At 34.2% G+C, this 25,589-nt stretch carries 28 protein-coding genes; 19 read left to right on the top strand and 9 right to left on the bottom strand.

Annotated features, from left to right (window positions below; all coding sequences use genetic code 11):
* Positions 1–28: 28 nt before the first annotated feature.
* Complete coding sequence (locus BM371_RS05035) at positions 29–1,045, top strand: terpene synthase family protein (RefSeq protein WP_034676498.1); 1,017 nt, start codon at positions 29–31, stop codon at positions 1,043–1,045.
* A gap of 73 nt (positions 1,046–1,118) precedes the next feature.
* Here the strand turns inward: BM371_RS05035 and BM371_RS05030 are convergent, their stop codons facing one another.
* The 3 genes from BM371_RS05030 to BM371_RS05020 all read right to left on the bottom strand — a co-directional run bounded on the left by BM371_RS05030 (position 1,119) and on the right by BM371_RS05020 (position 3,388).
* Positions 1,119–1,931, bottom strand: a complete 813-nt coding sequence (locus BM371_RS05030; protein WP_034676495.1) for an enoyl-ACP reductase FabI — start codon at positions 1,929–1,931, stop codon at positions 1,119–1,121.
* 121 nt (positions 1,932–2,052) lie between these two features.
* The gene (locus tag BM371_RS05025) at positions 2,053–2,352 is read right to left on the bottom strand and encodes a hypothetical protein (protein WP_034676494.1); all 300 of its coding nucleotides are present in this window, start codon (positions 2,350–2,352) and stop codon (positions 2,053–2,055) included.
* Between the two features lie 181 nt (positions 2,353–2,533).
* Positions 2,534–3,388: a nucleoside phosphorylase gene (locus BM371_RS05020; protein ID WP_034676493.1), complete on the bottom strand. Its 855-nt coding sequence runs from the start codon at positions 3,386–3,388 to the stop codon at positions 2,534–2,536.
* 200 nt (positions 3,389–3,588) lie between these two features.
* Here BM371_RS05020 and BM371_RS05015 point away from each other — a divergent pair, with 200 nt between their 5' ends.
* The 3 genes from BM371_RS05015 (at position 3,589) to BM371_RS05005 (ending at position 8,646) form a co-directional block, all read left to right on the top strand.
* On the top strand, positions 3,589–5,373 hold the full coding sequence (locus BM371_RS05015) for a cytochrome-c peroxidase (protein WP_228376740.1): 1,785 nt from the start codon (positions 3,589–3,591) through the stop codon (positions 5,371–5,373).
* 166 nt (positions 5,374–5,539) lie between these two features.
* Complete coding sequence (locus BM371_RS05010; RefSeq protein ID WP_034676490.1) at positions 5,540–7,690, top strand: alkaline phosphatase PhoX; 2,151 nt, start codon at positions 5,540–5,542, stop codon at positions 7,688–7,690.
* 56 nt (positions 7,691–7,746) lie between these two features.
* Entirely contained in the window at positions 7,747–8,646 is a 900-nt protein-coding gene (locus BM371_RS05005; protein WP_034676489.1) for a leucine-rich repeat domain-containing protein, read from the top strand.
* 1 nt (position 8,647) lies between these two features.
* On the opposite strand, the gene BM371_RS05000 is transcribed toward BM371_RS05005, so the two are convergent.
* Positions 8,648–8,971 (bottom strand): translation initiation factor, encoded by a 324-nt coding sequence (locus tag BM371_RS05000; RefSeq protein WP_034676487.1) that lies wholly within the window; start codon positions 8,969–8,971, stop codon positions 8,648–8,650.
* Between the two features lie 141 nt (positions 8,972–9,112).
* Here BM371_RS05000 and gpmI point away from each other — a divergent pair, with 141 nt between their 5' ends.
* The 7 genes from gpmI (at position 9,113) to BM371_RS04965 (ending at position 15,308) form a co-directional block, all read left to right on the top strand.
* Positions 9,113–10,654, top strand: coding sequence for a 2,3-bisphosphoglycerate-independent phosphoglycerate mutase (gene gpmI, locus BM371_RS04995; RefSeq protein ID WP_034676485.1), 1,542 nt, complete (start codon positions 9,113–9,115; stop codon positions 10,652–10,654).
* A 150-nt stretch (positions 10,655–10,804) separates the two neighbouring features.
* Positions 10,805–11,785: an acyl-ACP desaturase gene (locus BM371_RS04990; RefSeq protein WP_034676483.1), complete on the top strand. Its 981-nt coding sequence runs from the start codon at positions 10,805–10,807 to the stop codon at positions 11,783–11,785.
* A gap of 113 nt (positions 11,786–11,898) precedes the next feature.
* Positions 11,899–12,723: a GLPGLI family protein gene (locus BM371_RS04985; protein WP_034676482.1), complete on the top strand. Its 825-nt coding sequence runs from the start codon at positions 11,899–11,901 to the stop codon at positions 12,721–12,723.
* Between the two features lie 85 nt (positions 12,724–12,808).
* Positions 12,809–13,240 (top strand): BT0820 family HAD-type phosphatase, encoded by a 432-nt coding sequence (locus BM371_RS04980; RefSeq protein ID WP_034676481.1) that lies wholly within the window; start codon positions 12,809–12,811, stop codon positions 13,238–13,240.
* Between the two features lie 62 nt (positions 13,241–13,302).
* A complete protein-coding gene (locus BM371_RS04975) occupies positions 13,303–13,668 on the top strand; it encodes a four helix bundle protein (RefSeq protein ID WP_034676479.1) in 366 nt (121 codons plus the stop codon).
* A 63-nt stretch (positions 13,669–13,731) separates the two neighbouring features.
* Complete coding sequence (map, locus tag BM371_RS04970; protein WP_034676477.1) at positions 13,732–14,541, top strand: type I methionyl aminopeptidase; 810 nt, start codon at positions 13,732–13,734, stop codon at positions 14,539–14,541.
* On the top strand, positions 14,541–15,308 hold the full coding sequence (locus tag BM371_RS04965) for a class I SAM-dependent methyltransferase (RefSeq protein ID WP_034676475.1): 768 nt from the start codon (positions 14,541–14,543) through the stop codon (positions 15,306–15,308). Before map ends, BM371_RS04965 begins: the two co-directional genes overlap by 1 nt.
* 47 nt (positions 15,309–15,355) lie before the next feature.
* On the opposite strand, the gene BM371_RS04960 is transcribed toward BM371_RS04965, so the two are convergent.
* The 3 genes from BM371_RS04960 to BM371_RS04950 form a co-directional block, all read right to left on the bottom strand.
* Positions 15,356–16,075 carry a T9SS type A sorting domain-containing protein gene (locus tag BM371_RS04960; RefSeq protein ID WP_131430934.1) on the bottom strand — a complete coding sequence of 240 codons (720 nt, stop codon included), beginning with the start codon at positions 16,073–16,075 and terminating at the stop codon, positions 15,356–15,358.
* 23 nt (positions 16,076–16,098) lie between these two features.
* Positions 16,099–16,425 (bottom strand): DMT family transporter, encoded by a 327-nt coding sequence (locus BM371_RS04955; protein WP_034676471.1) that lies wholly within the window; start codon positions 16,423–16,425, stop codon positions 16,099–16,101.
* A 178-nt stretch (positions 16,426–16,603) separates the two neighbouring features.
* Positions 16,604–17,167, bottom strand: a complete 564-nt coding sequence (locus BM371_RS04950) for a Crp/Fnr family transcriptional regulator (RefSeq protein ID WP_034676469.1) — start codon at positions 17,165–17,167, stop codon at positions 16,604–16,606.
* Between the two features lie 128 nt (positions 17,168–17,295).
* Here BM371_RS04950 and era point away from each other — a divergent pair, with 128 nt between their 5' ends.
* Entirely contained in the window at positions 17,296–18,171 is an 876-nt protein-coding gene (gene era / locus BM371_RS04945) for a GTPase Era (RefSeq protein WP_034676468.1), read from the top strand.
* 67 nt (positions 18,172–18,238) lie between these two features.
* Complete coding sequence (locus BM371_RS04940; RefSeq protein WP_034676465.1) at positions 18,239–18,670, top strand: DoxX family protein; 432 nt, start codon at positions 18,239–18,241, stop codon at positions 18,668–18,670.
* 101 nt (positions 18,671–18,771) lie between these two features.
* Here BM371_RS04940 and fsa read toward each other — a convergent pair whose 3' ends face one another.
* A complete protein-coding gene (fsa, locus tag BM371_RS04935) occupies positions 18,772–19,425 on the bottom strand; it encodes a fructose-6-phosphate aldolase (protein ID WP_034676464.1) in 654 nt (217 codons plus the stop codon).
* A gap of 268 nt (positions 19,426–19,693) precedes the next feature.
* On the opposite strand from fsa, the gene BM371_RS04930 reads away from it, so the two are divergent.
* Positions 19,694–20,179, top strand: coding sequence for a YdeI/OmpD-associated family protein (locus BM371_RS04930; protein WP_034676463.1), 486 nt, complete (start codon positions 19,694–19,696; stop codon positions 20,177–20,179).
* Positions 20,180–20,209: 30 nt separating this feature from the next.
* Here BM371_RS04930 and BM371_RS04925 read toward each other — a convergent pair whose 3' ends face one another.
* A complete protein-coding gene (locus tag BM371_RS04925) occupies positions 20,210–20,773 on the bottom strand; it encodes a tetratricopeptide repeat protein (RefSeq protein ID WP_034676461.1) in 564 nt (187 codons plus the stop codon).
* 185 nt (positions 20,774–20,958) lie between these two features.
* Here BM371_RS04925 and pepE point away from each other — a divergent pair, with 185 nt between their 5' ends.
* From pepE to BM371_RS04900, 5 genes are all read left to right on the top strand, one after another.
* Positions 20,959–21,651 carry a dipeptidase PepE gene (gene pepE / locus BM371_RS04920; RefSeq protein ID WP_034676459.1) on the top strand — a complete coding sequence of 231 codons (693 nt, stop codon included), beginning with the start codon at positions 20,959–20,961 and terminating at the stop codon, positions 21,649–21,651.
* A 68-nt stretch (positions 21,652–21,719) separates the two neighbouring features.
* Positions 21,720–23,090 (top strand): D-alanyl-D-alanine carboxypeptidase/D-alanyl-D-alanine endopeptidase, encoded by a 1,371-nt coding sequence (dacB, locus tag BM371_RS04915; protein ID WP_034676458.1) that lies wholly within the window; start codon positions 21,720–21,722, stop codon positions 23,088–23,090.
* A 6-nt stretch (positions 23,091–23,096) separates the two neighbouring features.
* The gene (locus BM371_RS04910) at positions 23,097–24,254 is read left to right on the top strand and encodes a sensor histidine kinase (RefSeq protein WP_034676456.1); all 1,158 of its coding nucleotides are present in this window, start codon (positions 23,097–23,099) and stop codon (positions 24,252–24,254) included.
* Positions 24,255–24,320: 66 nt separating this feature from the next.
* Positions 24,321–24,989: an ABC transporter ATP-binding protein gene (locus BM371_RS04905; protein ID WP_034676453.1), complete on the top strand. Its 669-nt coding sequence runs from the start codon at positions 24,321–24,323 to the stop codon at positions 24,987–24,989.
* 9 nt (positions 24,990–24,998) lie between these two features.
* On the top strand, positions 24,999–25,571 hold the full coding sequence (locus BM371_RS04900) for a murein L,D-transpeptidase catalytic domain-containing protein (protein WP_034676451.1): 573 nt from the start codon (positions 24,999–25,001) through the stop codon (positions 25,569–25,571).
* The last annotated feature ends 18 nt before the right edge of the window (positions 25,572–25,589 follow it).

Raw genomic sequence — 25,589 nt, 5'->3', positions numbered from 1 at the left:
ACAGACCTTAAATTAACACAAAATAATTATGAAAACAGTAAGCACAAACGACGAGTTTATTGCTGGTTTACAGCATCTTCCCAAACCGCATTACCCATTTCCCGATTTTACTCATCCCGATATGCAAAAACAGCGGGAAGAATATTACGAATGGATCGACAAAGAATATGCGTTCCAAAGTACAGAAGCCAGAGAAAAGCACAAGAAGCATCACCTTACAGATATTGCTGCAAGAGGATGCCCATTCTTGAAAGATATTGCAGAATTACGACCTTTGGCGAATTATACAGCAAACGGAGCAATGATGGATGATTATTTTGATCGTTGTTCGCGTGATGAAATGTATCAGATAATGAACAAGATTATTGCTTTATTATCAGGTGAAGATACTCAGGAGCCCAAAGAAAACGGAATATTTCATTTGTTCTGGATTTTAAGACAGGATGCCATGAAATGCGAAATTCCTGAAAAAATATATAAAAGATTTGTAAAGTCAATCAAGGATGTTTTAATTGGTTATTCTGAAGAAAAAGTATACTATCGAACCAACACAGTTCCGCCCTTACCAGTTTATCTTCTTATCAGGGAAGCGACAAGCGGAGTTCAGCCATATTGCGATTATGTGCTATTACAGAAAGAATACCGAAATCTTCCTGAAGAAATTTTTGATCATCCTCATATAAAACGCATTTACAGTCTCTGCTCATTAATGATAGGAATACATAATGATATTATTTCATTGCCAAAAGAACTTCAGAGAGAAGGTGATACGATGAATATTGTAAAAGTTTTGCAGAAAGAGAATAATTTATCATTATTTGACGCTTATAAAAAATCCATGGAAATTCATGATGAATATTTGAAAGAATTTTTAATCTTACAGGAGCATCTTCCACCATTCGGAGAGCATCAAAACAATGTCTACAATTACATACAGGATCTTGGAATTATGATTGCCGGAGTATACGCATGGCATACAAACGACACTTCCAGATATGTGAACGGAGGATATGTAGAAGGTGAATTTCCCGGTTGGAATCAATAAACATAAGTATAAATACTAAAAACAAAAACCCATGTCAATGCATGGGTTTTTATATTATATCCTTTAAAATAAATTAATTTTCAACATCATACTTACTGATCACTTTCTGAGTAACACCAGAGCTGCTGAAGCCACCATCGTGGAAAAGATTCTGCATCGTCACTTTTTTAGTCAAATCAGAGAAAAGAGTTACACAATAGTCTGCGCATTCAAGAGCTGTAGCGTTTCCTAGCGGAGACATATCTTCAGCATATCCCAAGAAACCTCCGAAACCTTTTACACCGCTTCCTGCAGTTGTTGGAGTAGGAGATTGTGAAACAGTGTTTACACGTACTTTTCTTTCACCCCAATAATTTCCGAAAGTTCTTGCAATACTTTCAAGATACGCTTTGTTGTCAGACATATCATTATAGTCGGGGAATGTTCTTTGTGCTGCAATATACGTGAGCGCCAAAATGCTTCCCCATTCATTCATACAGTCTTTTTCGTACGCCACTCTCATTACTTTGTGGAAAGAAACAGCAGAGATATCCCAGCCTTTTTCCAACCAGTCGTAGTTCATTTCTGTATAATGTTTTCCTTTTCTAACGTTGATAGACATACCGATAGAGTGAAGGATGAAGTCTATTTTACCAAATTTTGCAACAGCGGCATCAAAAAGTTTTTCAAGATCTTCAATAGAAGTTGCATCTGCACCGATTACCTCAGAACCTGTTTTTTCTGCTAAACCATTAAGTTCTCCCATTCTAAGAGCGATAGGAGCGTTTGACAGGATGAATTCTGCGCCTTCTTCGTGGCATCTTTCAGCAACTTTCCATGCGATAGATTGTTCATTAAGGGCTCCAAAAATAATTCCCTTCTTGCCTTTAAGTAAACCGTATGACATAATTTTTTAATGTTTATTGATGTACAAATGTAGCAATAATTTGTGTTTAGAGCATAATAAAAAACGAAGCCTTCACTAAAAAGACTCCGTTTTCTTTGATAATATATAAAAGACTAATAAACTAATTTGTTTTTTTATTCCATTCTGCCTTTACATCTTCTGCTGCATCCTTTGTTTTTTCCCAAGCTTCGTTGGCTCCGTCTTTAATATCTTCCCAAGTTTCGGCTGCGTTAGCTTTTACCCTGTCGAACCAGTCTTCCTGGCTTGCCTCTTCATCATTGTTTCTTTTTTCGTTGATATAATCTCTCGCTTTGTCTGCAAGATCACTGATTTTCCATTTCGCATCGTTGGCTGCATTTCTCAAAGAATTTTCTGTGTTGTCAACAGCTTTTTCGGCTTTGTTATAATCTTGGTTTTCCATAATAATGATAATTTAAGTGTGTTATGACAATCATTAAACAAGAACTGTTCCTAACAAAAATATCGACTGTTAAATTTTTCATAATCTTATACTGCAGATCTGTCGATGCTTTTAATACCGAGACAAACAATGATTAATGAAAAATAAAACAGGATTCCAAAATTTGAAATCCTGTTTACTTTTATTTGATGATTCTTTCAAGAACCCATTCGATGAGATTCTTTTCTGAAGCGTGGTGATCAGAAGAAAACTCACCTCGTCTTCTGTTGGCGATGACATTATTTACGGTAATAGCTTTATGCCCTAATAATTTTGAGAATGCATAAATGGCAGAAGTTTCCATTTCAAAATTGGTAATTCCCAGATCATTCAAAGTTTCAAGAAATTTGTCATCCAGAGCTTTCAGACGGAGCTGTCTTCCCTGTGGAGCATAAAATCCCGGGAAAGTAGCTGTATTTCCGTGGTATTTTGCATCTTTATACAACTCTCCCAATTCTTCAGACCACTCAGAGAAATAAAGCATCGGCTTAATCTTCTGATATGGAAATTTGTCTAAAAACTGCTTCGAAAATTCATTTTCAAAATGATAATCCTGATAAAAGTGCATTAAACCATCTAAACCAACCACATTCTGGGTAACAAGCATATTATCAACCTGAACATCAGGATTTACACTTCCGCAAGTTCCCATTCTGAACAATTCCAGAGATTTATGTTCGGTTTTAAATTCTTTCTGCTTCAAATCTATATTTACTAAAGCATCAAGCTCATTCATCACAATATCGATGTTCTCCGTACCAATTCCTGTAGACATTACAGAAATTCTTTCGCCACGCAAAGTTCCGGTGTGGGTATAAAATTCTCTTTTGTTTTTTTTGATTTCTACTTTGTCAAAATATTTAGAAACCTTAGGAACTCTGTCGGGATCACCAACCAGAATAATTTTATCGGCAATATCTTCAGGTAAAAGATTAAGGTGATAGACGCTTCCGTCATCGTTCAGAACCAATTCTGAAGCTGCAAGTTTATTTAGCATAGTTTATTTTAATTATAAAATGAATATCTGTTTTAATTTTTGGGGATTTAAAATTAGTGAATTTTAAATGAAATAAATATAAACATTATTTAATTCCTTGTTAAAACTGTGGTAATCTTAGGATGATAGTTTTGCGTTTAATTTTTTCTATGAAATCTTATCCTATAGTTATTTTAGTCTTATTAACAACGATTTTCGTCATGTCATTCAATACTGTTGATAAAGGCCACTCCATTGAAAGCAGTTTTATCAGAAACGGATTGTCTGATTTTAAGTTTAAGCTTGAAAGTTTAAAAGCTGATGTTGAGCTCTTTAAAGAAGATAAAGTAAGTCTGGAAGAGCTTCAGAAATCATTAAGCAATACAAGAAATTCTTACAAGGAAATAGAATTCTATATTGCCTATCATTACCCTGAATTTTCAAAAACACATCTTAATGCAGCTCCTTTATTCAGAATAGAAGCGGCAGGAACAACAGCCTATACTTTACCTCCGGAAGGATTGCAGGTTTTGGATGAACTGATTTTTTCTGATGAAGCTGCCGAACAAAAAGACAAAATCTCTGAAATCACGGGTTATTTATATAATAATTATAACAATTTTTATACAAGCACGATAAAAAACGGGACCAGTCAGGGGAAAAATAAAACGCTTCCTTTAAGAATAGAATTGATCAGAATCTATACTTTGGGACTTACCGGTTTCGATACTCCGGGATCTCTTAATATTTCTGAAGAAGCAAGTTTTGCTTTTCAGGGAATAAAAAAGTACATCAATGACGATCCGTATTTTGATAATTACAATAAAGAAAATGTTAACAGAATGTTTTCTGATGCCATCTTGTATCTTTCAAAAAATAAAGATTTTGAAAGTTTCGACCGCATAGAATTTTATAAAAAACATTTACAGCCAATCTATGAAGAATTGGGAAAATGGGACGGGAATGAAGATGATTTGAAAGAATTTTCCGGCTGGAATGCCTCCAATAAAAACTTTTTCAGCAGCGATTTTCTTAACCCTTATTTTTTTACTTTGCTGAAAGGTTCCGAAGACAATGCTGACCTGAGAAGTTTAGGAGAGAAAATATTTTATGATATAAGTTTAAGCGACAATGGTAAAATGAGTTGCGCAACCTGCCACTTACCCGAAAATGCATTCACAGATCTTAAAACTAAATCTTTGAGCAATGCAGAAGGAAAAACGGTTTTAAGAAATTCACCATCTCTTTATAATGCTGTCTTCGCTAAAAGATTCTTCTATGATATGAGAGCTTATTATCTTGAACAACAGGCAGAACACGTTATCTACAATTCAGAAGAATTTAATACAAGCTATGAAAGCATCATCAAAAAATTAAAATTAAATCCTGAATACAAACAGGCATTTAAAAAAGCCTACAAAAACGCAAATATTGATAAGCAGACCTTTTCAAAAGCGCTGAGTTCTTATGTGGCTTCATTATATTCTTTCGACAGCGATTTCGACCGATTTATGAGAAATGAAAAAGAAATTTCTGATGATGCCAAAAAAGGATTTAATCTTTTTATGGGGAAAGCCAATTGTGCAACATGTCATTTCGCGCCGTTGTTTTCGGGGCTTGTTCCGCCGTTTTTTAATGAAAATGAATCTGAAGTTTTGGGAGTTACCAAAAAACCTGTTCAGAATTTACCTTTAGAAATAGATTCGGACAGAGGAAGAATAAAAAGTAATGTAAAAAAAGAAGATTCATGGATCTATGAAAACTCTTTTAAAACAACAACCGTAAGAAATATTGCCCTCACAAAACCCTATTTTCACAACGGTGCATTCAATACATTGGAAGAAGTTCTGGAGTTTTATAATCAGGGCGGGGCAGAAGGTCTTGGTTTAAAAATAAAAAATCAGACTTTACCCGCAGATAAACTGGATCTTTCTCTGATTGAAATAAAGCAGATCATCGCTTTTCTGAATGCTCTTACTGACATTAGTAAAACAAAATCTAAATAAAAATTCTAATTGGTTTTTCATCCTTATATAATTTAACAATTATTTAATGCTCGTAACATTAGGTTTTTGATTTGTTAATTTTTAACGTTGTTTATTTAAAACCCTATTAATAAAGGCTTCGCAGGAAAAAAATAGTTTTGCATCAGAAATAATAAAAGTATTAAAAATGAAGAAAAAACTACTTACAGTTGCAATGCTTGCTTTAGTTACGAGCTCTGCAATGCAGGCTCAGACCACAATTTTCGGTCTTGCAAGTTCTTGGCGTTTTAATGACGCAGACGTTGCACTTCCTGCAACATGGAAAAACACTAATTATGATGTTTCAACATGGGCATCAGGAAACGGACCGCTTGGTTATGGAGATCCTGTAACAACTGCTTTCGTATCAGGTGTTGATACGGCTTATCTTACAAAAGATTTTACGGTAAACTTAGCAGATCTTACTAATACAATGGAATTTGGTGTAAGACGAGACGACGGTATTATCGTTTATCTGAACGGTGAAGAAGTAATCCGAGACAATATGCCTGCAGGAACAATTTCTCACAGTACTTTTTCCAGCACAATAATCGATGGCGGAGCAGAAACGGCGATTAATACTTTCTCAATCCCCAAAAGTAAATTTGTTCAGGGAAATAACAGAATTTCAATCGAATTACACAACAGAAGTGCATCCAGTTCAGATTTAACTATTGATGCTTATTTAAAAACAGTGGCTACAACTACGCCACCTCCTACAAATACTTGTACGGGAACTCACATCAGCTGCTTTACTTCAATAGTTCCTACCAACCAGACTTCAAAATTGATTATTCCGGCAGAGCACAAATTCCAGATGATCCTTAAAGAAGGAGATGCTTATACAGAAGGTGGAGGATTAGTAGGCGGACAAAATGATTTCACAGGTTATGTTCCTAAAAATGCAAGCAGTACAGACGGTTATTTATCTGTAAATCATGAAACCAACCCAGGTGGAGTGACGATGGCAGAAATCAACTATAATCCTACTGCAAAGCTTTGGCAATTAACAAAATCAAGAGGAGTAGATTTCTCTTCTACGAGCTTGGTACAAACCATCAGAAACTGTTCGGGTGGAGTTACACCTTGGGGAACAATTGTTACGGCAGAAGAATCTGTTACCGGAAATGATACCAATGCAGACGGATACAAAGATTACGGATGGTTGGTTGAGATCAATCCTGCAACCGCTCAGGTAATGTCTCATAATTCTAACGGCACAAAAGATAAGCTTTGGCAGATGGGAATCATGAACCACGAAAATGTAGTGGTTAACAATGCAGGAACGACGGCTTATTACGGAGAAGATGGCGGAACACACATGGTTTACAAATATGTAATGGATACCCCAAATAATTTGGCTTCAGGAAATTTATATGTACTGAAATTAGATCAGGGATTATCAGGTGGAGATCCGGTTGCGACTACAGCAACATGGGTTCAGGTTCCGAATAAAACTCAGGCAGACCAAAACAATACGACAACTTTAGCAGAATCTTTAGGCGGAACAAAATTCAACGGAATCGAAGATATTGAAATCAGCCCGATCGATGGTAAAGTTTATTTTGCTGCGAAAGGTCTGAACAAAGTTTACCGTATGCTGGATAACGGAACTACAGCTTCTCAGGTTGAAGTTTTTGTAGGCGGATTAAACACTCAGTATTCTTTCAACACAGCACAGGGCGTTAAAACAGAAACTTGGGGTGATGGTAATGATAATTTAACATTCGATGAACTTGGAAATCTTTGGGTTCTTCAGGATGGTGGTAAAAACTATATTTGGGTAGTTGCTCCAACACACACTCAGGCAAATCCTAACGTAAGACTGTTTGCTTCAATGCCTGCAGGCTCAGAACCGACAGGATTGACGTTTACGCCGGATCACAAATTCGGATTCTTCTCTGTTCAGCATCCGGATTCTTCAATCTCTACCGATATTGATGCAACAGGAAATACAATTGATTACAAAGGTAAATCGGCTACGATGATCATCGCATTGAAGGAGTTTTTAGGAACAACAGGTTCTTTAGGAACATCAGAAGCTATTTCTGAAACAGAAGTTACCGTTTCTCCAAACCCAACTTCAGGTTTAGTGAAAATAGAATCTCCGAAAGCACTTAAAAATCTTTCTGTAACAGCGTACAGCATGGATGGTAAAATTGTTTATACTAAAAAGTTTACAGGATCAAATAGTTCATTAGAACTGGATTTCACTTCACAGCTTCAGGTTTCAAGAGTTTTGATGCTGAACATCGAAGCAGACGGTTTCCAGAAAACGGTTAAAATCCTTAAAAAATAATTACTAATTTTCTTTCTCAGCTGCCGGCATTTTCTTTGTCGGTGGCTTTTTTTATTATGAAAAAATTACTTTTTCTTATTGCCATATTATCTCTGTCAAATATTCAGGCACAGATTGATCCACTAAAATATCCTACTTATACAAATGTAGAAGATGCTCTAAAAAGTGGTAAAACCATTTACAGTATGAGTTTTAGAGATAAAGGCTTATTCAATGTTTCTCCCAAGCTTTCAAAGATGGATTCTCTTTTTTTCCTGAATTTAATGGGAAACAACTTAGAAAAGATGGATGATGAAATTTTTAAGCTGAAACAACTTGAAATATTAAATTTAAACGGAAACAGCATTAAATTTATTCCTGATGAAATTGGTGATCTTAAAAAGCTTACGAGCTTCTCAATGAACCTGAATAGCTTAACCAAGATCAACAATAATTTCGCAAAACTTCAAAATCTGAAAATAGTACATTTCGATGCAAACAATCTGAGTGTATTTCCCGAAGCTCTCATTAAGATTGCAACTCTCGAAGAAATCAACCTTTCAGGTAATCAGATTAGCTTTGTTGAGAAAGATTTACATCAAATTAAAAATTTAAAATACCTCAATCTCGCAGCCAATCAGATCAATGATTTAACGGATGTAAGGTTTCCTGGAAATTTAAAATACCTCGAACTTCAACAAAATTCTATTATAAATCTACCGGAATCAATATTTAAATCTAAAAATCTGGAATTTTTGAATGTCAGTCAAAACAATCTTAAAAAAATTTCACCTAAAGTAAAAGGATTAAAAAATGTAGTAAGTATGAATCTTGCGAACAATCAATTAAAAGATCTTCCTAAAGAATTTAGTAAACTAAAAAATCTCAAAACCCTTATTTTATCCGGAAATCCGATGAATAAAGCGACAATTGATAAGCTTAAGATCTTAATGCCACAGACACAGATTTATTTTTAAATTATCCGCCGACTCTTTTCGTTTTGTAACCCAAATCTTTCAGAATTGCCATGATTTTATCACGGTTATCTCCCTGAATGATAATGGTACCGTCTTTTTCGGAACCACCGATTCCCAAAGTGGTTTTTATCTTTTTTGAAATCTTTTTCAGATCTTCCTCACTGCCTTCCCAACCTTCAACAATCGTTACAGGTTTTCCGTTTCTGCCTTTCTTTTCAAACTTACAAACCAATGGTTCTTTCTGCTTAAATTCTTCTTCAGGCATTTCAAAATCCTGCTCTTCATGCTCAGGAAAAAGGTTTTTTAGTTGATCTCGTAAATCCATAAAGCAAAATTATAAATAAAACTTTATTGATTATCATTTTTCATCAAAGCTTTTCATCATTTTTAAACAAAAATTTAAGTCCTCAAATTCTCGAATTCATCATAAAATCGGTAAATTTGTTTGTTAAAAATTAAAAATATAATGTCGAAGAAAGCAATTTTAGCCATTCTTGACGGATGGGGTTTGGGAACAAATCCTGAAGTTTCTGCATTGGCACAGGCAAATACACCATTTATAGATAGCTGTTATCAAAGATTTCCCCACACCACTTTAGAAGCAAGCGGCTTGGCTGTAGGGCTTCCGGCAGGTCAGATGGGAAATTCCGAAGTAGGCCACATGAATTTGGGAGCGGGTAGAGTAGTTTATCAAAATCTGGTAAAGCTGAATATGGCTGTCGAAAACGGAACTTTGGGACAGGAAAAAGTAATTCAGGATGCTTTTGCTTATGCTAAAAAAGAAAACAAAAATGTACACTTTATTGGCTTGGTTTCTAATGGGGGAGTGCATTCGCATATCAATCATTTAAAAGGATTATTGTCTGCTGCAAAAGATTTTGGCTTACATGAAAACGTTTACGTTCATGCTTTTACAGACGGAAGAGATTGTGATCCGCATTCAGGATTGGGATTCATTGAAGAAATTCAGGATCATATGAATCATACAACCGGAAAATTAGCTTCTGTCATCGGAAGATATTATGCAATGGATCGTGACAGAAGATGGGAACGTGTGAAATTGGCTTACGATGCAATGGTGGAAGGAGTCGGTTTGCAGACAACAGATGCTGTTGCGGCAATTAAACATTCTTATAATGAAAATGTTACCGATGAATTCATTAAGCCGATTATTTTGGTAAAAGAAACTCAGATCGGAAACATTGTCCCTGTTGGGAAAATAGTCGATAATGATGTCGTGATTTGCTTCAATTTCCGGACAGACAGAGGAAGAGAAATTACAGAAGTGCTTTGTCAGCACGATATGCCCGAATATTTCATGAGAAAACTTCCGTTGCATTATATTACATTGACGAATTATGATAAAACCTACCAAAATGTAAATGTAGTTTTTGATGAAGAAGTTTTAAAAGACACCATGGGTGAAGTTTTGGAAAGAAACGGAAAAACCCAGATCAGAATTGCTGAGACAGAGAAATATCCTCACGTTACATTCTTCTTTTCGGGTGGTCGTGAAGAGGAGTTTCATGGAGAAAAAAGATTGCTTTGTCCGAGCCCGAAAGATGTCCCGACTTACGATTTAAAGCCTGAAATGTCTGCTTATGAAATCACCAATTCTATTTTACCTGAACTGGAAAATGAAACAGCAGATTTTATTTGTTTAAATTTCGCAAATACGGATATGGTAGGTCACACCGGAGTTTTTGAAGCGGCTGTAAAAGCTGCCGAAACGGTTGATAAATGTATAGAAAAAGTTGCTACAATGGCTTATGAACATGGTTATGCAGTTTTCATTTTGGCAGATCACGGAAATTCTGATGTCATGATCAATCCAGATGGTTCTCCGAATACACAACACTCAACAAATCTTGTTCCTTTAATTGTGATGGATAAAGACAAAAACTGGAATTTAAAACCCGGAAAATTAGGAGATATGGCTCCAACAATTTTACACACCATGGGCGTTGAAATTCCGGCTGTGATGACAGGAGATATTTTAATAAGCTAAAATTGAATAATAATGTTGGAAAAATACCGTTATCATAGAGATAGCGGTATTTTTTATGATTTATATCAGGCATGTTATGAGATACATAGAATATTATGCCCTAAATAATAAATAAATCATATCTTTGCAAATTATAAACTTAATTTTTAGATGTACAATAAGCTGGTAAGAAAAGAGGTAATGGGTATTTTGGAAAAGGAAGTGGGTTCTTTTCTTGAGAAATTTTTGACTCCGATTGAAAAAATATGGCAACCTTCAGATTTTTTACCGGATCCTTCAAGTGAGGATTTTAAATATGATTTAGACGAGATACAAACTTATGCTCGTGAGATGCCTTACGATCTTTTTGTTACTTTGATTGGTGACTGTATTACAGAAGAAGCTTTACCTTCTTACGAATCTTGGCTGATGAGTGTTGACGGAATTGATCAGGAGAAAAGCGGGCCTACTTGGGCAAGCTGGATCAGATCCTGGACAGCAGAAGAAAACAGACATGGCGACTTACTTGGGAAATATCTGTATTTATGCGGAAGAGTAAATATGAGGCAGATGGAAATTACAACTCAATATCTCATCAGTGACGGTTTTGATATTGGGACAAGTATGGATCCTTACCGAAATTTTATTTATACAAGTTTTCAGGAAACAGCAACCAACGTTTCGCATCGAAGAGTAGGGACTTTAGCAAAACAAACCGGAAATGGTAAACTGGCAAAAATGTGTGGCGTAATTGCTGCAGATGAAGCAAGACATGCTAAAGCTTACAAACATTTTGTGGCAAAGATATTAGAATTAGATCCTTCAGAACTGATTTTAGCATTTGAAGATATGATGCGAAAAAAAATCGTGATGCCTGCACACATGATGAGACAGTCTGGTCAGAAAGCAGGTGAACTTTGGGGACATTTTTCGGATGCGGCACAAAGATGCATGGTTTATACAGGACAGGATTATATCAACATCCTGAAAGATCTTTTGGATGAATGGAAAATTGAGCACGTTACCGGCCTTACCGAAAAGGCTGAAAAAGCTCAGGAATATCTAATGAAGCTCCCTTCAAGACTACAAAAAATTACCGACAGAATTGCAACACCCGATTTACAGTTTGAATTCTCTTGGGTAAAAAAATAAAAAGATTATAAATTTTAATTGATAAGCACTAAATATTTTAGTGCTTTTTTTATTAAACAGTAATTTGTATTGCATAGTTCTATATAATTTATAAATTTGTCTAAAAATAAATTATGGAAAAATTACTTTATTTTGTTCTTTTAGTTGTTGGATTTGCAAAAGCACAAACATACCGCTTTATATATGAAGTAAATACTAAAAGAGATTCTACAGAAAATGTTTTCACAAAAGATATTTTCCACTTAGATATTAATCCGGATAAAATATTATACTACGGACGAGATTTATTTATTTCAGATTCTATAAAAAAACTTCAGCTTCCAAATGGATTTCCTGCGCCAAAGCTAAATGATTTTATTGTGCATGAAGTGAATAGTCAAAAATATGATCGATACGAATTTTTAGGTTGGGATATTATTAAACAAGAATCTGAACCAAATCAGAAATGGATATTATTATCTGAAAAGAAAATATCACAAAATCTTTCTCTACAAAAAGCAACAACAACATTTGGAGGAAGAAACTGGATTGCATGGTTTACTACAGAAATTCCGTTTCAGGAAGGACCTCATAAGTTTAGAGGTTTACCAGGATTGATTGTTGAACTTGCAGATGATAAAAATAATTTTAGTTTCGAATTAATAAAGTCTGAATCTTACAGTACGACAAATCAAATAGATTTACTGAGCAGAATGCTTAAGAAAAACTTATTTCTACAAGATAAAGAATATTTGAAATATAAACTTTCATATTATAATGATCCATTTGCCTATCTTAAAAACGGAAGAGTAGACTGGTCGCAAACTGAAGAAATATTACTCGATAATGGTATCAAATTAACAAAAGAAAATTTACGTTCATCAACAGAAATTCAAAAAAAACTGATTAAAAAATATAATAATCCTCTTGAGTTAGATAGAATAGTTCATTATCCTTAATAAATGTTATAGCTAATCAGTGCAAGAAAATGGAATTTCTCACTCATTTTTTTTAGTATCTTTGCCCAGCTAAAAACGCAACAAAATGTTAAACAATAAGAAAATTGCTGTTGATTTTGACGGAACGATCGTAGATGATGCTTATCCGGCGATCGGAAAAGCTAAAATTTTCGCTTTCGAAACCCTTAAAAAACTTCAGGCTCAAGGTTTTAGATTGATACTTTGGACGTACAGACACGGAAAAACCTTGGATGAGGCTGTAGAATTCTGCAGACAGAATGGTATTGAGTTCTATGCCATTAATTCAAGTTTCGAAGGAGAAGTTTTTGATTCTGAAACACAGTCAAGAAAATTAGATGCAGACTGGTTTATTGATGACAGAAATTTAGGCGGTTTTCCGGGTTGGGGTGAAATCTACAATATCATCAACGAAAGAATTGAATTCCGTGTCGAGGGTAGAGAGGTTTTACCTTATTCAAAATTAAAAAAAGAGAAGAAAAAAGGCTTGTTTTGGTAAAGAAACAAGATAAAAGTAAAAAGACACAAATTTGAGTTCGCAAAAATCAAAACTCAAACCTGATGAAAAAAAATGATTTACTTGAAAGAACTTTTAAGTTTGGAGTTGATTGTATAAAATTTTTAAGAAATCTTCCCAATTATCCTGAATATAAAGTGATAAGATTTCAAATATGTAAGTCAGCAACTTCACTTGAAGCAAATTATGAAGAATCACAAGCTGGTTCTTCTTTAAAAGATTTTAGAAATAAAATAAGAATATCTTTAAGGGAAACAAGAGAAACGAATTATTGGCTGAGAATTATAAAATCACTTAGCGATTTTGAATCTTCAGAATTAGATACACTCTTGCAAGAAAGTTTCGAACTAAAGAATATTTTTGGAAGTATTTTAAATAATACGAAAGATAAAGACAATAATATAAATTAAAAATAGAACCAAAAGTTAGAAAAAAGTTTCTTTTTACTTGTTTCTTGGTTCTTCATAAAAATAATGATTCATTTAAAAACGATAGACGAGCTTCGTCTTATGAAAGAAAGTGCGAGATTGGTTTCCAGAACATTAGGAATGTTGGCGAAAGAAATCAAACCCGGAATCACTACTTTACATTTAGATAAATTAGCACACGATTTTATAAAAGATCATGGTGCTGAACCTGCATTTTTAGGATACGGTGGTTTCCCGAATTCTCTTTGTATTTCACCAAACGAACAAGTTGTTCATGGTTTTCCGAATAAGGAAGAGATTAAGGAAGGTGATATTCTTTCTGTGGACTGTGGTGCAATTCTTAACGGTTACGTAGGAGATCACGCCTATACTTTCGAAATCGGTGAAGTAAAACCGGAAACTAAAAAACTGCTTAAAGTAGCCAAAGAATCTCTTTATAAAGGTATCGAGCAATGTGTAAGAGGAAAGCGTATCGGAGATATTTCCTATGCCATTCAGAATCACTGTGAGAAAGAAGGTTACGGAGTTGTAAAAGAGCTTGTTGGCCATGGTTTAGGAAAGAAAATGCACGAAGATCCACAAGTGCCGAATTACGGAAGACAGGGAAGTGGAAAAGTGATCAAAGACGGTTTGGCAATCGCTATCGAACCGATGATTAACCTTGGTACAGAAAAAGTGAAATTCCATAATGATGGTTGGACGGTTACAACACTTGATAATCAGCCTTCTGCACATTTCGAGCATGATGTTTGTGTAATTAATGGTAAACCCGTTTTGCTGTCTACTTTTGATTACATTTATGAGGCTTTAGGAATCGTAAGTGATGAAGAAAAGCCATTTCAACTGGATTTTTAATGAAAAAGCTGACTAAGTTTTTATTAAATAAAATTCCACGTCCGATGTTGATTAAAATGAGCATTTGGGCGCGGCCGATTATATACCAGTTTTTTAAAGGAGATCAGTTTTTTGATCCGATTGACGGAAGATCTTACAGGAAATTTCTTCCTTATGGATACGGAAAGCAGCGAGAAAATGCACTTTCTCCTGGAACTTTAAGTCTTGAAAGACACCGTCAAATGTATCTTTATCTTCAGAATGAAACCGATTTTTTCATCAAGAATTATAAAGTTCTTCATATTGCTCCCGAACAGGAATTTTTGAGAAAATTCAAAAGGATGAGCAACCTGAATTACATTTCTGCAGATTTGTACTCGCCTATTGTTGATGTGAAAGCGGATATCTTGAATCTGCCATTTGAAGATAATTCTTTTGATATTATTTTCTGCAACCATGTTCTGGAACATATTGAAGATGATGCAAAAGCAATGAGTGAACTATACAGAGTAATGAAACCGGGCGGTTGGGGAATTTTACAGGTTCCGATGAAAAATTCTCTGGAGAAAACTTATGAAGATTTTACCATTACAGATCCGAAAGAACGTCAGAAACATTTCGGTCAGTACGACCATGTTCGATGGTATGGGATGGATTATTTTGATCGTCTTGAGGCAGCTGGTTTCCAAGCTCAGGCTAATTTTTATTCGCAGGAGTTCTCCGATGCTGAAATAAAAAAATACGGTTTAAGACACAACGAAATTTTACCGATTGTTTTAAAGAAATAAAAAACGGCTTCAGAATTTGAAGCCGTTTTTGTTTATAAAATTGAGGTTTAACTCTTTATGAAAAATTCAGATTTGGAATTTTCTATACTTAAAATATATTGACCTTTTTGAAAATTTTCAGTATTAATTTTTAATGCTTTACCGGATGATAAAGTCTCATAAATTATTTTACCTGATACATCATAAATTTTCACCTTTAAATTTTTATCAATATTTTCTACAATCAAAAAGTCACTCGAAGGATTTGGATAGATTCTAAATGTTTTCTTCAAAGCATTTTCCTTAGTACCCAAAATTGAATTATTATAATAAATTATATTACCAGTAGTTGCATTGGTTATTGCAAGTATTTTTGAGCTTCCATTATTAATAATTTGATAATTAAAAATAGTTCCAACAGGAATATAACTCACGTAAAAATCACAATGTTTCTGATCAAAATCTCTAACTGCATCTTGATTTACTCCAACATATTGTGCTAATGTACATGAACCCTGATTTTTAGTAAAGCTGTTTTGCGATGATGAGAAGATTACATTATTTCCTGCCGTATTAAAATAATAAGAAATAAATACATAATCAGATCCGCTTAATGTAAATTTAGATGATCCCAAAGGTGAAGGCAGAGAAACTGCATTTGTTGTCTGGCCGTTCGTTACAATCTGAGAAACATACCAGTTATTATTTAAAAGCTCAGCATTCTGACCAAATAAAGAACATGTGATTAAAAGAAAAAATAATTTTGTCTTCATAAATATTTTTCCCAAATATAAGAAATAATGGTCTAAAATTAATGAGAAACTGCTTTCAAACCAATTACAGAACCAATCAGAGTACAGATAAAAAATACTCTCCAAAAACTTGCAGGATCTTTAAATATAAATATTCCTACCAAAGCAGTTCCAACTGCCCCAATTCCAGTCCACACTGCATAAGCGGTTCCTATCGGCAAAGTTTCTGTGGCTTTGATGAGTAAAAGCATCGAAACAGTAAGGCAAACCAAAAAACCACCAAACCACCAATACATTTCATTTCCTGTGGTTTCCTTTACTTTTCCTAGGCATGATGCAAAAGCCACCTCAAATAATCCTGCAATGATTAAAATAATCCAGTTCATTAATACATAATTTTATGCCGCAAAATTGAGATTTTCTACCGAATTAAAATTTTACAAATGTTAAAAAAAGATTTATTGTTGAATTTTAATAAGAAAACTCTCGCAGATTTAGCAGATAACGCTGATTGGAAAAAATCTGCTTAATCAGCAGAATCTGCGAGAACTTGAAATTTTGAAATCACCTAATTTCCGAGCGAATCCTGCTCAAACTCACCTGTGTAATTCCTAAATAAGAAGCAATATGCCCCAGCTGAACTCTTTGAAGCAAATAAGGTTTTTCTTTTATCAAATCTTTATATCGCTCTAAAGCCGTTTTATACTGCCTGGAAATGATCAATTCTTCTGTTTTCACAAGCTCTCTTTCTGCAAATTTTCTTCCCCAGTTCGCAATATGAATATCTTCATTAAAAAGAGTCTTTAATTTTTCGGTTTCCAAAACATAAAAATCACAATCTTCCAAAAGCTCAATGCTTTCGTAACCAGGTTTTTCATCCACATAGCTTTTCATCGAAACAACGGGTTCTCCTTCAGTCCCGAACCAAAAAGTAATATCATTGTTTTCAGTTGATGCATAAGCCCGAACAATCCCTTTTTTCAGAAAATAAATATGGGGAATGATTTTATTGGCTTTCATCAGACAAAAACCTTTAGAATAGCTCACTTCAGAAATATGTTGAATTAAATTTAATTTGGATAATTCCGGAAGCGGAAAAATGGTATTGATGATCTGATCGATTTCCATGAGAAAGTCAGGATTAATTATTTTTCAAAAATAGACTTTTTTAAGCATCTAATTTTAATATAGACCAAAATCCAAATTTTGTTTTAGTAACTTTGCAGATCGTAATAAAAACGATTTAATTTTTTTATATGCATAAAGCAGGATTTGTAAATATCGTTGGAAAGCCAAATGCCGGAAAATCAACCCTTCTCAATCAACTGATGGGTGAGAAGCTGGCTATTGTAACCCAAAAGGCTCAGACAACAAGACATAGAATTTTTGGAATTTATAATGAAGATGATCTACAGATTGTATTCTCTGATACTCCCGGAGTTTTAGACCCAAAATATGGTTTGCAGGAAAAAATGATGGATTTTGTGAAAGATTCTTTACAGGATGCAGACGTTTTCCTTTTTATTGTTGACGTAACTGATAAAGCTGAACCTTCTGAATTTTTAATTGATAAGTTAAATAAAATTCCGGTTCCTGTTTTATTGCTGCTCAATAAAGTTGATCAGACGAATCAGGAAGGTCTTGAGAAACTGGTTTCCGATTGGCATGAGAGAATTCCTAAAGCTGAAATTCTTCCGATTTCTGCTTTAAATGCTTTTAATACAGAGATTATTCTTCCGAAACTGAAATCAATGTTACCGGAAAATCCGCCGTATTATGACAAAGATATGTACACCGATAAACCTGAACGTTTCTTTGTAAATGAAGCGATCAGAGAGAAAATACTTTTAAATTACGATAAAGAAATTCCGTATTCTGTAGAAGTGGTAACAGAAATGTTCAAAGAAAAAGAAGGAATTATCTTTATTGATTCTATTATTTATGTAGAGAGAGATACCCAGAAAGGGATCATTATCGGTCATAAAGGTGAGGCGATCAAAAAAGTAGGAACAGAAGCGAGACTTGATCTTGAAAAATTCTTTGCTAAAAAAATTCATCTTAACCTTTTCGTAAAAGTAAAAAAAGACTGGAGAAAAAACGACAGAGATTTGAAGAATTTCGGATATAGATAGACTAAAAACTCAATATCCATCGTTGTATTAAAAGATTTTTATTATCTTTAATCTAAATTTTCAATCGATGAGCTACGTAAATTCAAAGACTAATCCATTAATTTTTGATATTATTATTTTTATTGTGCGATTGTTTGTGGGATTTGCAATGCTTTCTCACGGATATCCTAAACTTCAGAATCTGATTGATGGAAATTTAGGAAAAGACCCTTTCGATTTTTTGGGTTTGGGACCTACAATTACACTGGGATTAACCGTTTTTTCTGAATTTATTTGTTCGATTTTTCTGATTTTAGGATTGTTTACAAGAGTTGCTGCTGGTTTTTTAATTTTCACCATGGCAATTGTAGCTTTCGTTAAACATGGAGCCGATGGTTTTAATGCAAGAGAATTAAGTTTACTTTATCTTTCAATTTATTTAATGATCATAGCTTTTGGAGCTGGAAAAATTTCAGTCGATTATATGATCGAAAAAAGAAAAAGAGCCAATGACTGGTAAAATAAATCCTATATAAAATTAAATCCCGAAACGAATTGTTCCGGGATTTTTTATGTGTAGAGCTAAAATTTAATAATCGAAGAATATCAAATTTCAAATGATTACGCTAATTTCTGAGAATCTGCAACAAACTGAGCCAATCCGCTGTCTGTTAATGGATGCTTCAATAAACTCAAGATTGGAGGAAGTGGTGAAGTGATCACATCTGCACCAATTTTAGCACAGTCGATAATGTGCATTGAATGACGGATGGATGCAGCCAAAATTTCAGTTTCGTACATATAATTATCAAAAATCAATCTGATTTCCTGAATTAAATTTAAACCATCTGTCGTAATATCATCTAATCTTCCCAAGAATGGAGAAACATAAGTTGCCCCAGCTTTAGCCGCTAAAAGCGCCTGTCCCGGAGAGAAAATCAAAGTACAGTTGGTTTTTATACCTTTATCTGAAAAATATTTCAACGCTTTAATTCCGTCTTTGATCATCGGAATTTTCACAACGATATTCGGGTGAATTGCAGCCAGTTCGTCTCCTTCTTTGATCATTTCTTCGTAAGTCGTAGAAAGCACTTCAGCAGAAATATCTCCGTCTACGATTTCGCAGATTGTCTTATAATGATTTTTGATCGCTTCAGCTCCCTGAATTCCTTCTTTTGCCATCAATGATGGGTTGGTGGTAACACCGTCCAAAATTCCAAGGTCTTTTGCTTCTTTAATTTGCTCTAAATTAGCAGTGTCAATAAAAAATTTCATTTTCTTTAATTATTTAGATTCACAAAGATAAACAATCCATTTCGAGTGCGAAATTATTTTGCGGGTTACATCAGAATATAAATATGGAATACAAAATAAAATTCCCCTCCATTGGAAATCGAGGAACGAGATTCACCAAAACAAAAATTAATTAAAAATAATGAGGCATTGGTGGCGAAAATTCGAAAGAATTTTTGACGGATTGGTTTAAAAATAAACACTTATAAAATATATTTAATCATTAATTTTAAACTTCTTAAAAACTTAAATGAAAAACCATTTCACAGCCAAACTCGAAATCATAGGAATCAATCCGTTTGTTTTCATTCCTGATGAGATTTTAAATGAAATATTTAAAACCTCGGGAAAGAATAAAAGTCCGATTCCTGTAAAAGGTGTGGTAAATGGTAAAGAATTTAAACAAAATTTAATGAGATATTCAGGAGAATGGCGGTTGTATATCAATTTAACCATGCTGAAAAATTCCCCTAAAAGAATTGGGGAAATACTTGAAATTTCAGTAGAATTTGATGATTCGGACAGAACAATTTTAATGCATCCTGATTTAGAAAAAGCAATTAAAAAAAATCCTATTGCTACGAAAAATTTTGAAAGTCTCATTCCATCAATGAGATTAGAGGTAGTTCGTTATATCAACAATCTGAAAACAGCAGAAAGCATCGAAAGAAATATTGGAAAAATAATAAGATATTTAATTGGAGAAGGAGATTTCTTCGGAAAAAGAATAAAATAAAAACTCCGGAAATTTTTCCGGAGTGTTGTTTTATGAATTTAAAGCTTGGCTCAGTTTAATTGCATCCTGATTGCTTGGATCATATTGAATAGATTTTGCAATGTGTTCTTTTGCTTTGTCCGGATTCTCTTTTTGTTCCGAGAACGCAATGAAATAATAAGCATAAGCTAAATTCTTTTTACTGGCTTCAATCTCTTCAGGTTTCACCGTTGAAATATATTTTTCATAAGCCAGTTTTGCATTCACATCATCTTTTGCAGACTGATAGGCGTAAGCCTGGCTGTAATATGATGGTGCCCAATCTGGGAGTAAAACAGATATTTTTTTCCAGGTTGCTACAGCATTTTGCCAGTCAGAAGCATCCTGATAAGCGGTTGCTAATTTTGCAAGAGATTCTGCATCTTTAGGATTGGCTTCTACCTGTTTTTTTAAATTTTCAATGACAGGATTTGTCTGAACATTTGCAGATGCCTGAACTGGCGTACTGCTTACACTATCCATTTTGGGACTTGTCTGTGCAAAAATAATTCCTGTACTTCCCAAGATCATTAAACCTGTAAATAATTGCTTGATATTCATTTTAACCGTTTTCATATTTCTACATTTTAAAATTACTATAGCTAATTTAGCAGATTCAAATTTGTTTTTTGCCCATTCTTTTAGAGCCTTTAAGCTTTTTTTGAGTTTCTTAACGGTTTTACTATGTTTTTTAGCGTAATTTTTGATTCTTACTGCGTTTGAGTTTATCTTTGTTTTAATAATTAAGCAATTTTTTATTTATGAATGTATTATTAGCATCTACTTCCACACTTTTTGGCGGAGATTATCTTGAATATTTAAAAGAAGAATTAATCGAATTATATAAAGAAATTGATGAGATCATCTTCATTCCGTTTGCAAGACCGGGCGGAATTTCACACGATGATTACACGGCAAAAGCTAAATCTTTCTTTGAAACAATAAATATCAATGTAAAAGGTTTACACGAGTTTGAAGACAAAACCGAAGCTTTACATTCAGCAAAAGGATATTTTACGGGCGGCGGAAACACTTTTTTATTGGTTAAAACGTTACACGAAGAAAATCTGATGTCTGTTTTAAAACAAAACATAGAAAACGGAAAAGCTTATTTAGGCTGTAGTGCAGGAAGTAATATTGGCGGACAAAACATGAAAACAACGAACGATATGCCGATTGTTTATCCACCAAGTTTTGATTGTATGGGATTGGTTCCGTTTAATATCAATCCGCATTACTTAGATCCAAATCCGGATTTGAAGCATAATGGTGAAACGAGAGAAACCAGAATCAAAGAATTTTTAACCCAAAATGATATTAAAGTTGTCGGACTTCGTGAAGGAAACTGGATCCGAAAAATTGGCAAGAAAACTACGGTTGAAGGAAGCGAATTGACAAGGATTTTTGAAAAGGGAAAAGAACCTTACGAAATTGAATCTGGTTCAAATCTTTAATTTTACAGTTTGTCATTCTGAACGATAACAAAGCGAAAGTGAAGAATCTCAATGTTTATATTTTATTTATGAAAAAGTTACTTACCATATCAGTTCTTTCCACACAAATTATTTTCGCACAAAATGTCGCTCAGAAGTTAGATGATGTCACAAAAAATCTAATGAATTCTTCATTGGCCGTTTCATCTAATCTTTCCTTTTATGTTTCTGATGAAAGCGGAAATCTGATCTATGAATTTCAGGGAAGCAAAGGACTTTCTACAGCTTCAACGCAGAAAATTTTCACTGCCGCCGCAGCTCTCGAAACTTTAGGAAAAAACTATACTTATAAAACAACTTCATCGTATTCAGGGAATATTTCAGGTGGAAATTTAAATGGAAATCTATTTATTACCTCAAACGGTGACCCGACTTTAGGAAGTTGGCGTTATGAAGGCTATAAACCTGAGAATTTTAAACAAAAACTTATTGAAGCCGTAAAAAAATCAGGAATTACAAAGATTTCAGGAGATCTGATTATTGACGATTCTTATTTCGATCATCAGACAATTCCCGGAGGTTGGCCGTGGGATGACTTAGGAAATTATTACGGAGCAGGAGTTTGGGGAATCAACTGGCGCGAAAATCAGTTCGACATGAATATGAACGGAAGCGAGATCAAAAGTTTTTCTTATCCGCTGGAAGGTGTAAAATGGCTGAATGATGTAAAAACTGGCGGAAGTTCAGATCAAAGTTTAATTTTTACTGCCCCATATTCTGATGTGGCTTTAATTAACGGAACTTTACCCTCAAAAGCAGTCACTGTTTCAGGTTCTGTCCCGAATCCGCCGTTACAATTAGGTATTGAAGCTCAGAAATGGCTGAAAGAATCAGGAATTGAAATTTCAGGTAAAGTTTTGACCAATTCTCAACTGGAAATCGATGGAAATAAATCTTTGGAAGCTCCTAAAAACAATATTATTCTCACATATGAATCGCCGTCTTTAGATAAAATCGTTTATTGGTTTTTAAGAAAATCCGTTAATTTATATGGTGAAAATCTGATTAAAACTTTAGGCAAAGAGAAAAAAGGAAATCCAAGTTTCAAAAGTGGAATTGCTTACCTGAAAGAATTTTGGAAATCAAAAGGAATCAATGCTAACATGATTAATTTTGCTGACGGAAGTGGGCTTTCACCACAAAATTATGTGTCGGCAAAAGCAGAAGTTCAGGCTTTACTGTATGCTAAAAAACAGACTTGGTTTGATGCCTATTATGACGGATTTCCGACTCAGGACAATGGCATGAAAATGAAAAGCGGCACCATGAGAGACACAAAATCCTATGCAGGTTATCATACATCAAAAGACGGCAAGAGATATGTGTATGCAATCATTATCAATAATTATCAGGGAAGCGGAAGTACAGAGCTGCAAAAGATTTTAAATGTTTTAAAATAAATTAGATTGAAAAAAAGATCCATTTTTGCCAGGTTCAACAACTGGTTTATTTTTTCTTTAATGACTCTGGTCGTTGTATCCATCGTAATTACATCTACTTTAGTGGTCAATTACTTAAAGAAAGAAGAAGTAAAAAGGGTTGATATTTTGGTAAGAGCTCTGAAATTTCAGCAGGATGTCACTCCTAGTTTGGAGGTTCAGGAATTGCTTTTGGCGATTTACAGCTCAAACACAACCATTCCTATGATTATTTTAGATAAAAATGATCAGATCATAGAATACAAACATTTATCAAAAGAAATAGGAGAAGACCCTCAGAAGATCATTGCTGAAGCAAACAGGATGGAGAAGAAATATCCGGCTATCGAAATAAAAGTTCAGGGTGGAAATGATCAGTTTGTGTATTACGATAATTCTGAAATTCTCAATAACCTTCAGTATTTTCCGTTTCTTCTGGGCTTCTTTGTCTTATGTTATTTTTTATTTTCATTCTGGTTTTTAAGAACGGTTAAAAAAACCGACGAAGGTTATCTTTGGGCTGGTTTAGCAAAAGAAACCGCACATCAGATCGGAACTCCGCTATCTTCCATGATGGGCTGGATGGAAATCATGAAAATGGAAAATCCGGATTCGGATGGCGTTATTGAAATTGAAAAAGACATCAGCCGACTGAGAACAATCTCGGAAAGGTTTTCGAAAATAGGTTCCGTTCCTGAGCTGAATGATATGAATTTTAATGAAACCATTCAGGAAAATTTTGATTACCTGAAAACTAGGATTTCAAAAAAAATAAAATTCACTCTTTTGCTTCCCACTTACAATATTCTGGTTCCGCACAATAAAATTCTGATGAGCTGGGTAATAGAAAATCTCGTGAAAAACGCGGTAGATGCGATGAAAGGGGAGGGAATTCTGCAAATGTCTGTTTTTGAAAGGAATAAAAACATTCTGGTAGAAGTAAAAGACAACGGAAGCGGAATGACAAAATATCAGGCTCAGAATGCTTTCAAGCCTGGATATTCTACAAAAAAACGCGGTTGGGGATTAGGGTTGAGTTTAGCTAAAAGAGTAGTGCAGGAATATCATAACGGTGATATTAAAATTTCTCAGACTGAAGTCGGAAAAGGCACAACTTTTAGAATTTTAATCCGGAAAGAAAAATAACAATAAAAATTGCAGTAAACGCTAAATGCTAAAAGCAGGAAGCAAAAATTTCACTATTTTTGAAGCATGATTAAAGCAAGAAACATCCATAAATCTTATGGAAATCTGGAAGTATTGAAAGGAGTTGATATTCACATCAAAGCAGGTGAAGTAGTTTCTATCGTCGGGGAATCCGGCGCAGGAAAATCTACACTTCTTCAGATTTTAGGGACTTTAGACACCCCTTCAAATCCTCAAAAATACGACACCGAAATTTTCTTGAACGATCAGCCGTTTATTTACATGAGCGACAAACAGATCTCGAAATTCAGAAATCAGAATATTGGTTTTGTATTTCAGTTTCACCAGTTGCTTCCCGAATTTACAGCGCTGGAAAATGTTTTATTACCGACAAAAATTGCAGGAGCCAACGAAAAAGAAATGCTGGAAAAAGCATATGATCTGTTTGAAGATCTTAAAATTGCACAGAGAATTCATCACAAACCCAATCAGTTATCGGGTGGGGAAGCGCAAAGAGTTGCGGTTGCAAGAGCTTTAATCAACTCTCCGAAGATTATTTATGCAGATGAACCGACAGGAAATTTGGATTCAAAAAATGCTGATGATCTTCACCGTTTATTTTTTGATTTAAGAGACAAATACAACCAGACTTTCGTGATTGTAACACACAATCCGCAGTTAGCCGAAATTACCGACCGCAAATTGGTGATGAAAGACGGATTAATCATTGAATAATTTTTCCAAATGAGATCTTTACTTTTATTACTATTGTTTTTTATTTCCTGCAGCGAGTCAAAAGCACAGGAAAATGCAGAAATATTACCAAAAGAGAAGATTTCGGAGTTGAAAAATTTTATTAAAAATAAAAACTACAATCAGGATCTGGCGGTTTTTATTAATTTTAAATTACATTCCGGAAAATATAGGTATTTTGTATATGATCTCAAAAATAACAAAATCATTCAGAGAGCAATAGTTTCTCATGGTTCAGGATCTGTTATTCCAAAATCGAGTACTTTAAAATTTTCCAATATTGAAGGTTCTTATCAATCATCTTTAGGGAAATACGAAATAAAAGAAAGTTATGTCGGTCAGTTCGGAAAAGCGTATCGTTTAAACGGATTAGATTCCACCAACAGCAATGCAATGCAACGTGCCATTGTACTGCATTCTTTCGGCTGTGTTCCTGATAAAGAGTCTCAGAATTTAGCTTGCTTAAGTTTAGGTTGTCCGATGCTTTCTTCAAAAGCTTTTAATGAGACTGCAAAACATCTCGATCAGTCAAAAAAGAGCGTTATTTTATATGCTTTTTATTAACTTTAAAAAGTTTTAGTT

The sequence above is a fragment of the Chryseobacterium formosense genome, from assembly GCF_900116415.1.
In the GTDB taxonomy this organism is placed as follows: domain Bacteria; phylum Bacteroidota; class Bacteroidia; order Flavobacteriales; family Weeksellaceae; genus Chryseobacterium; species Chryseobacterium formosense.
The sequence above is the reverse complement of the archived record's forward strand: the minus strand, read 5'-3'. Positions and strand labels throughout refer to the sequence as shown.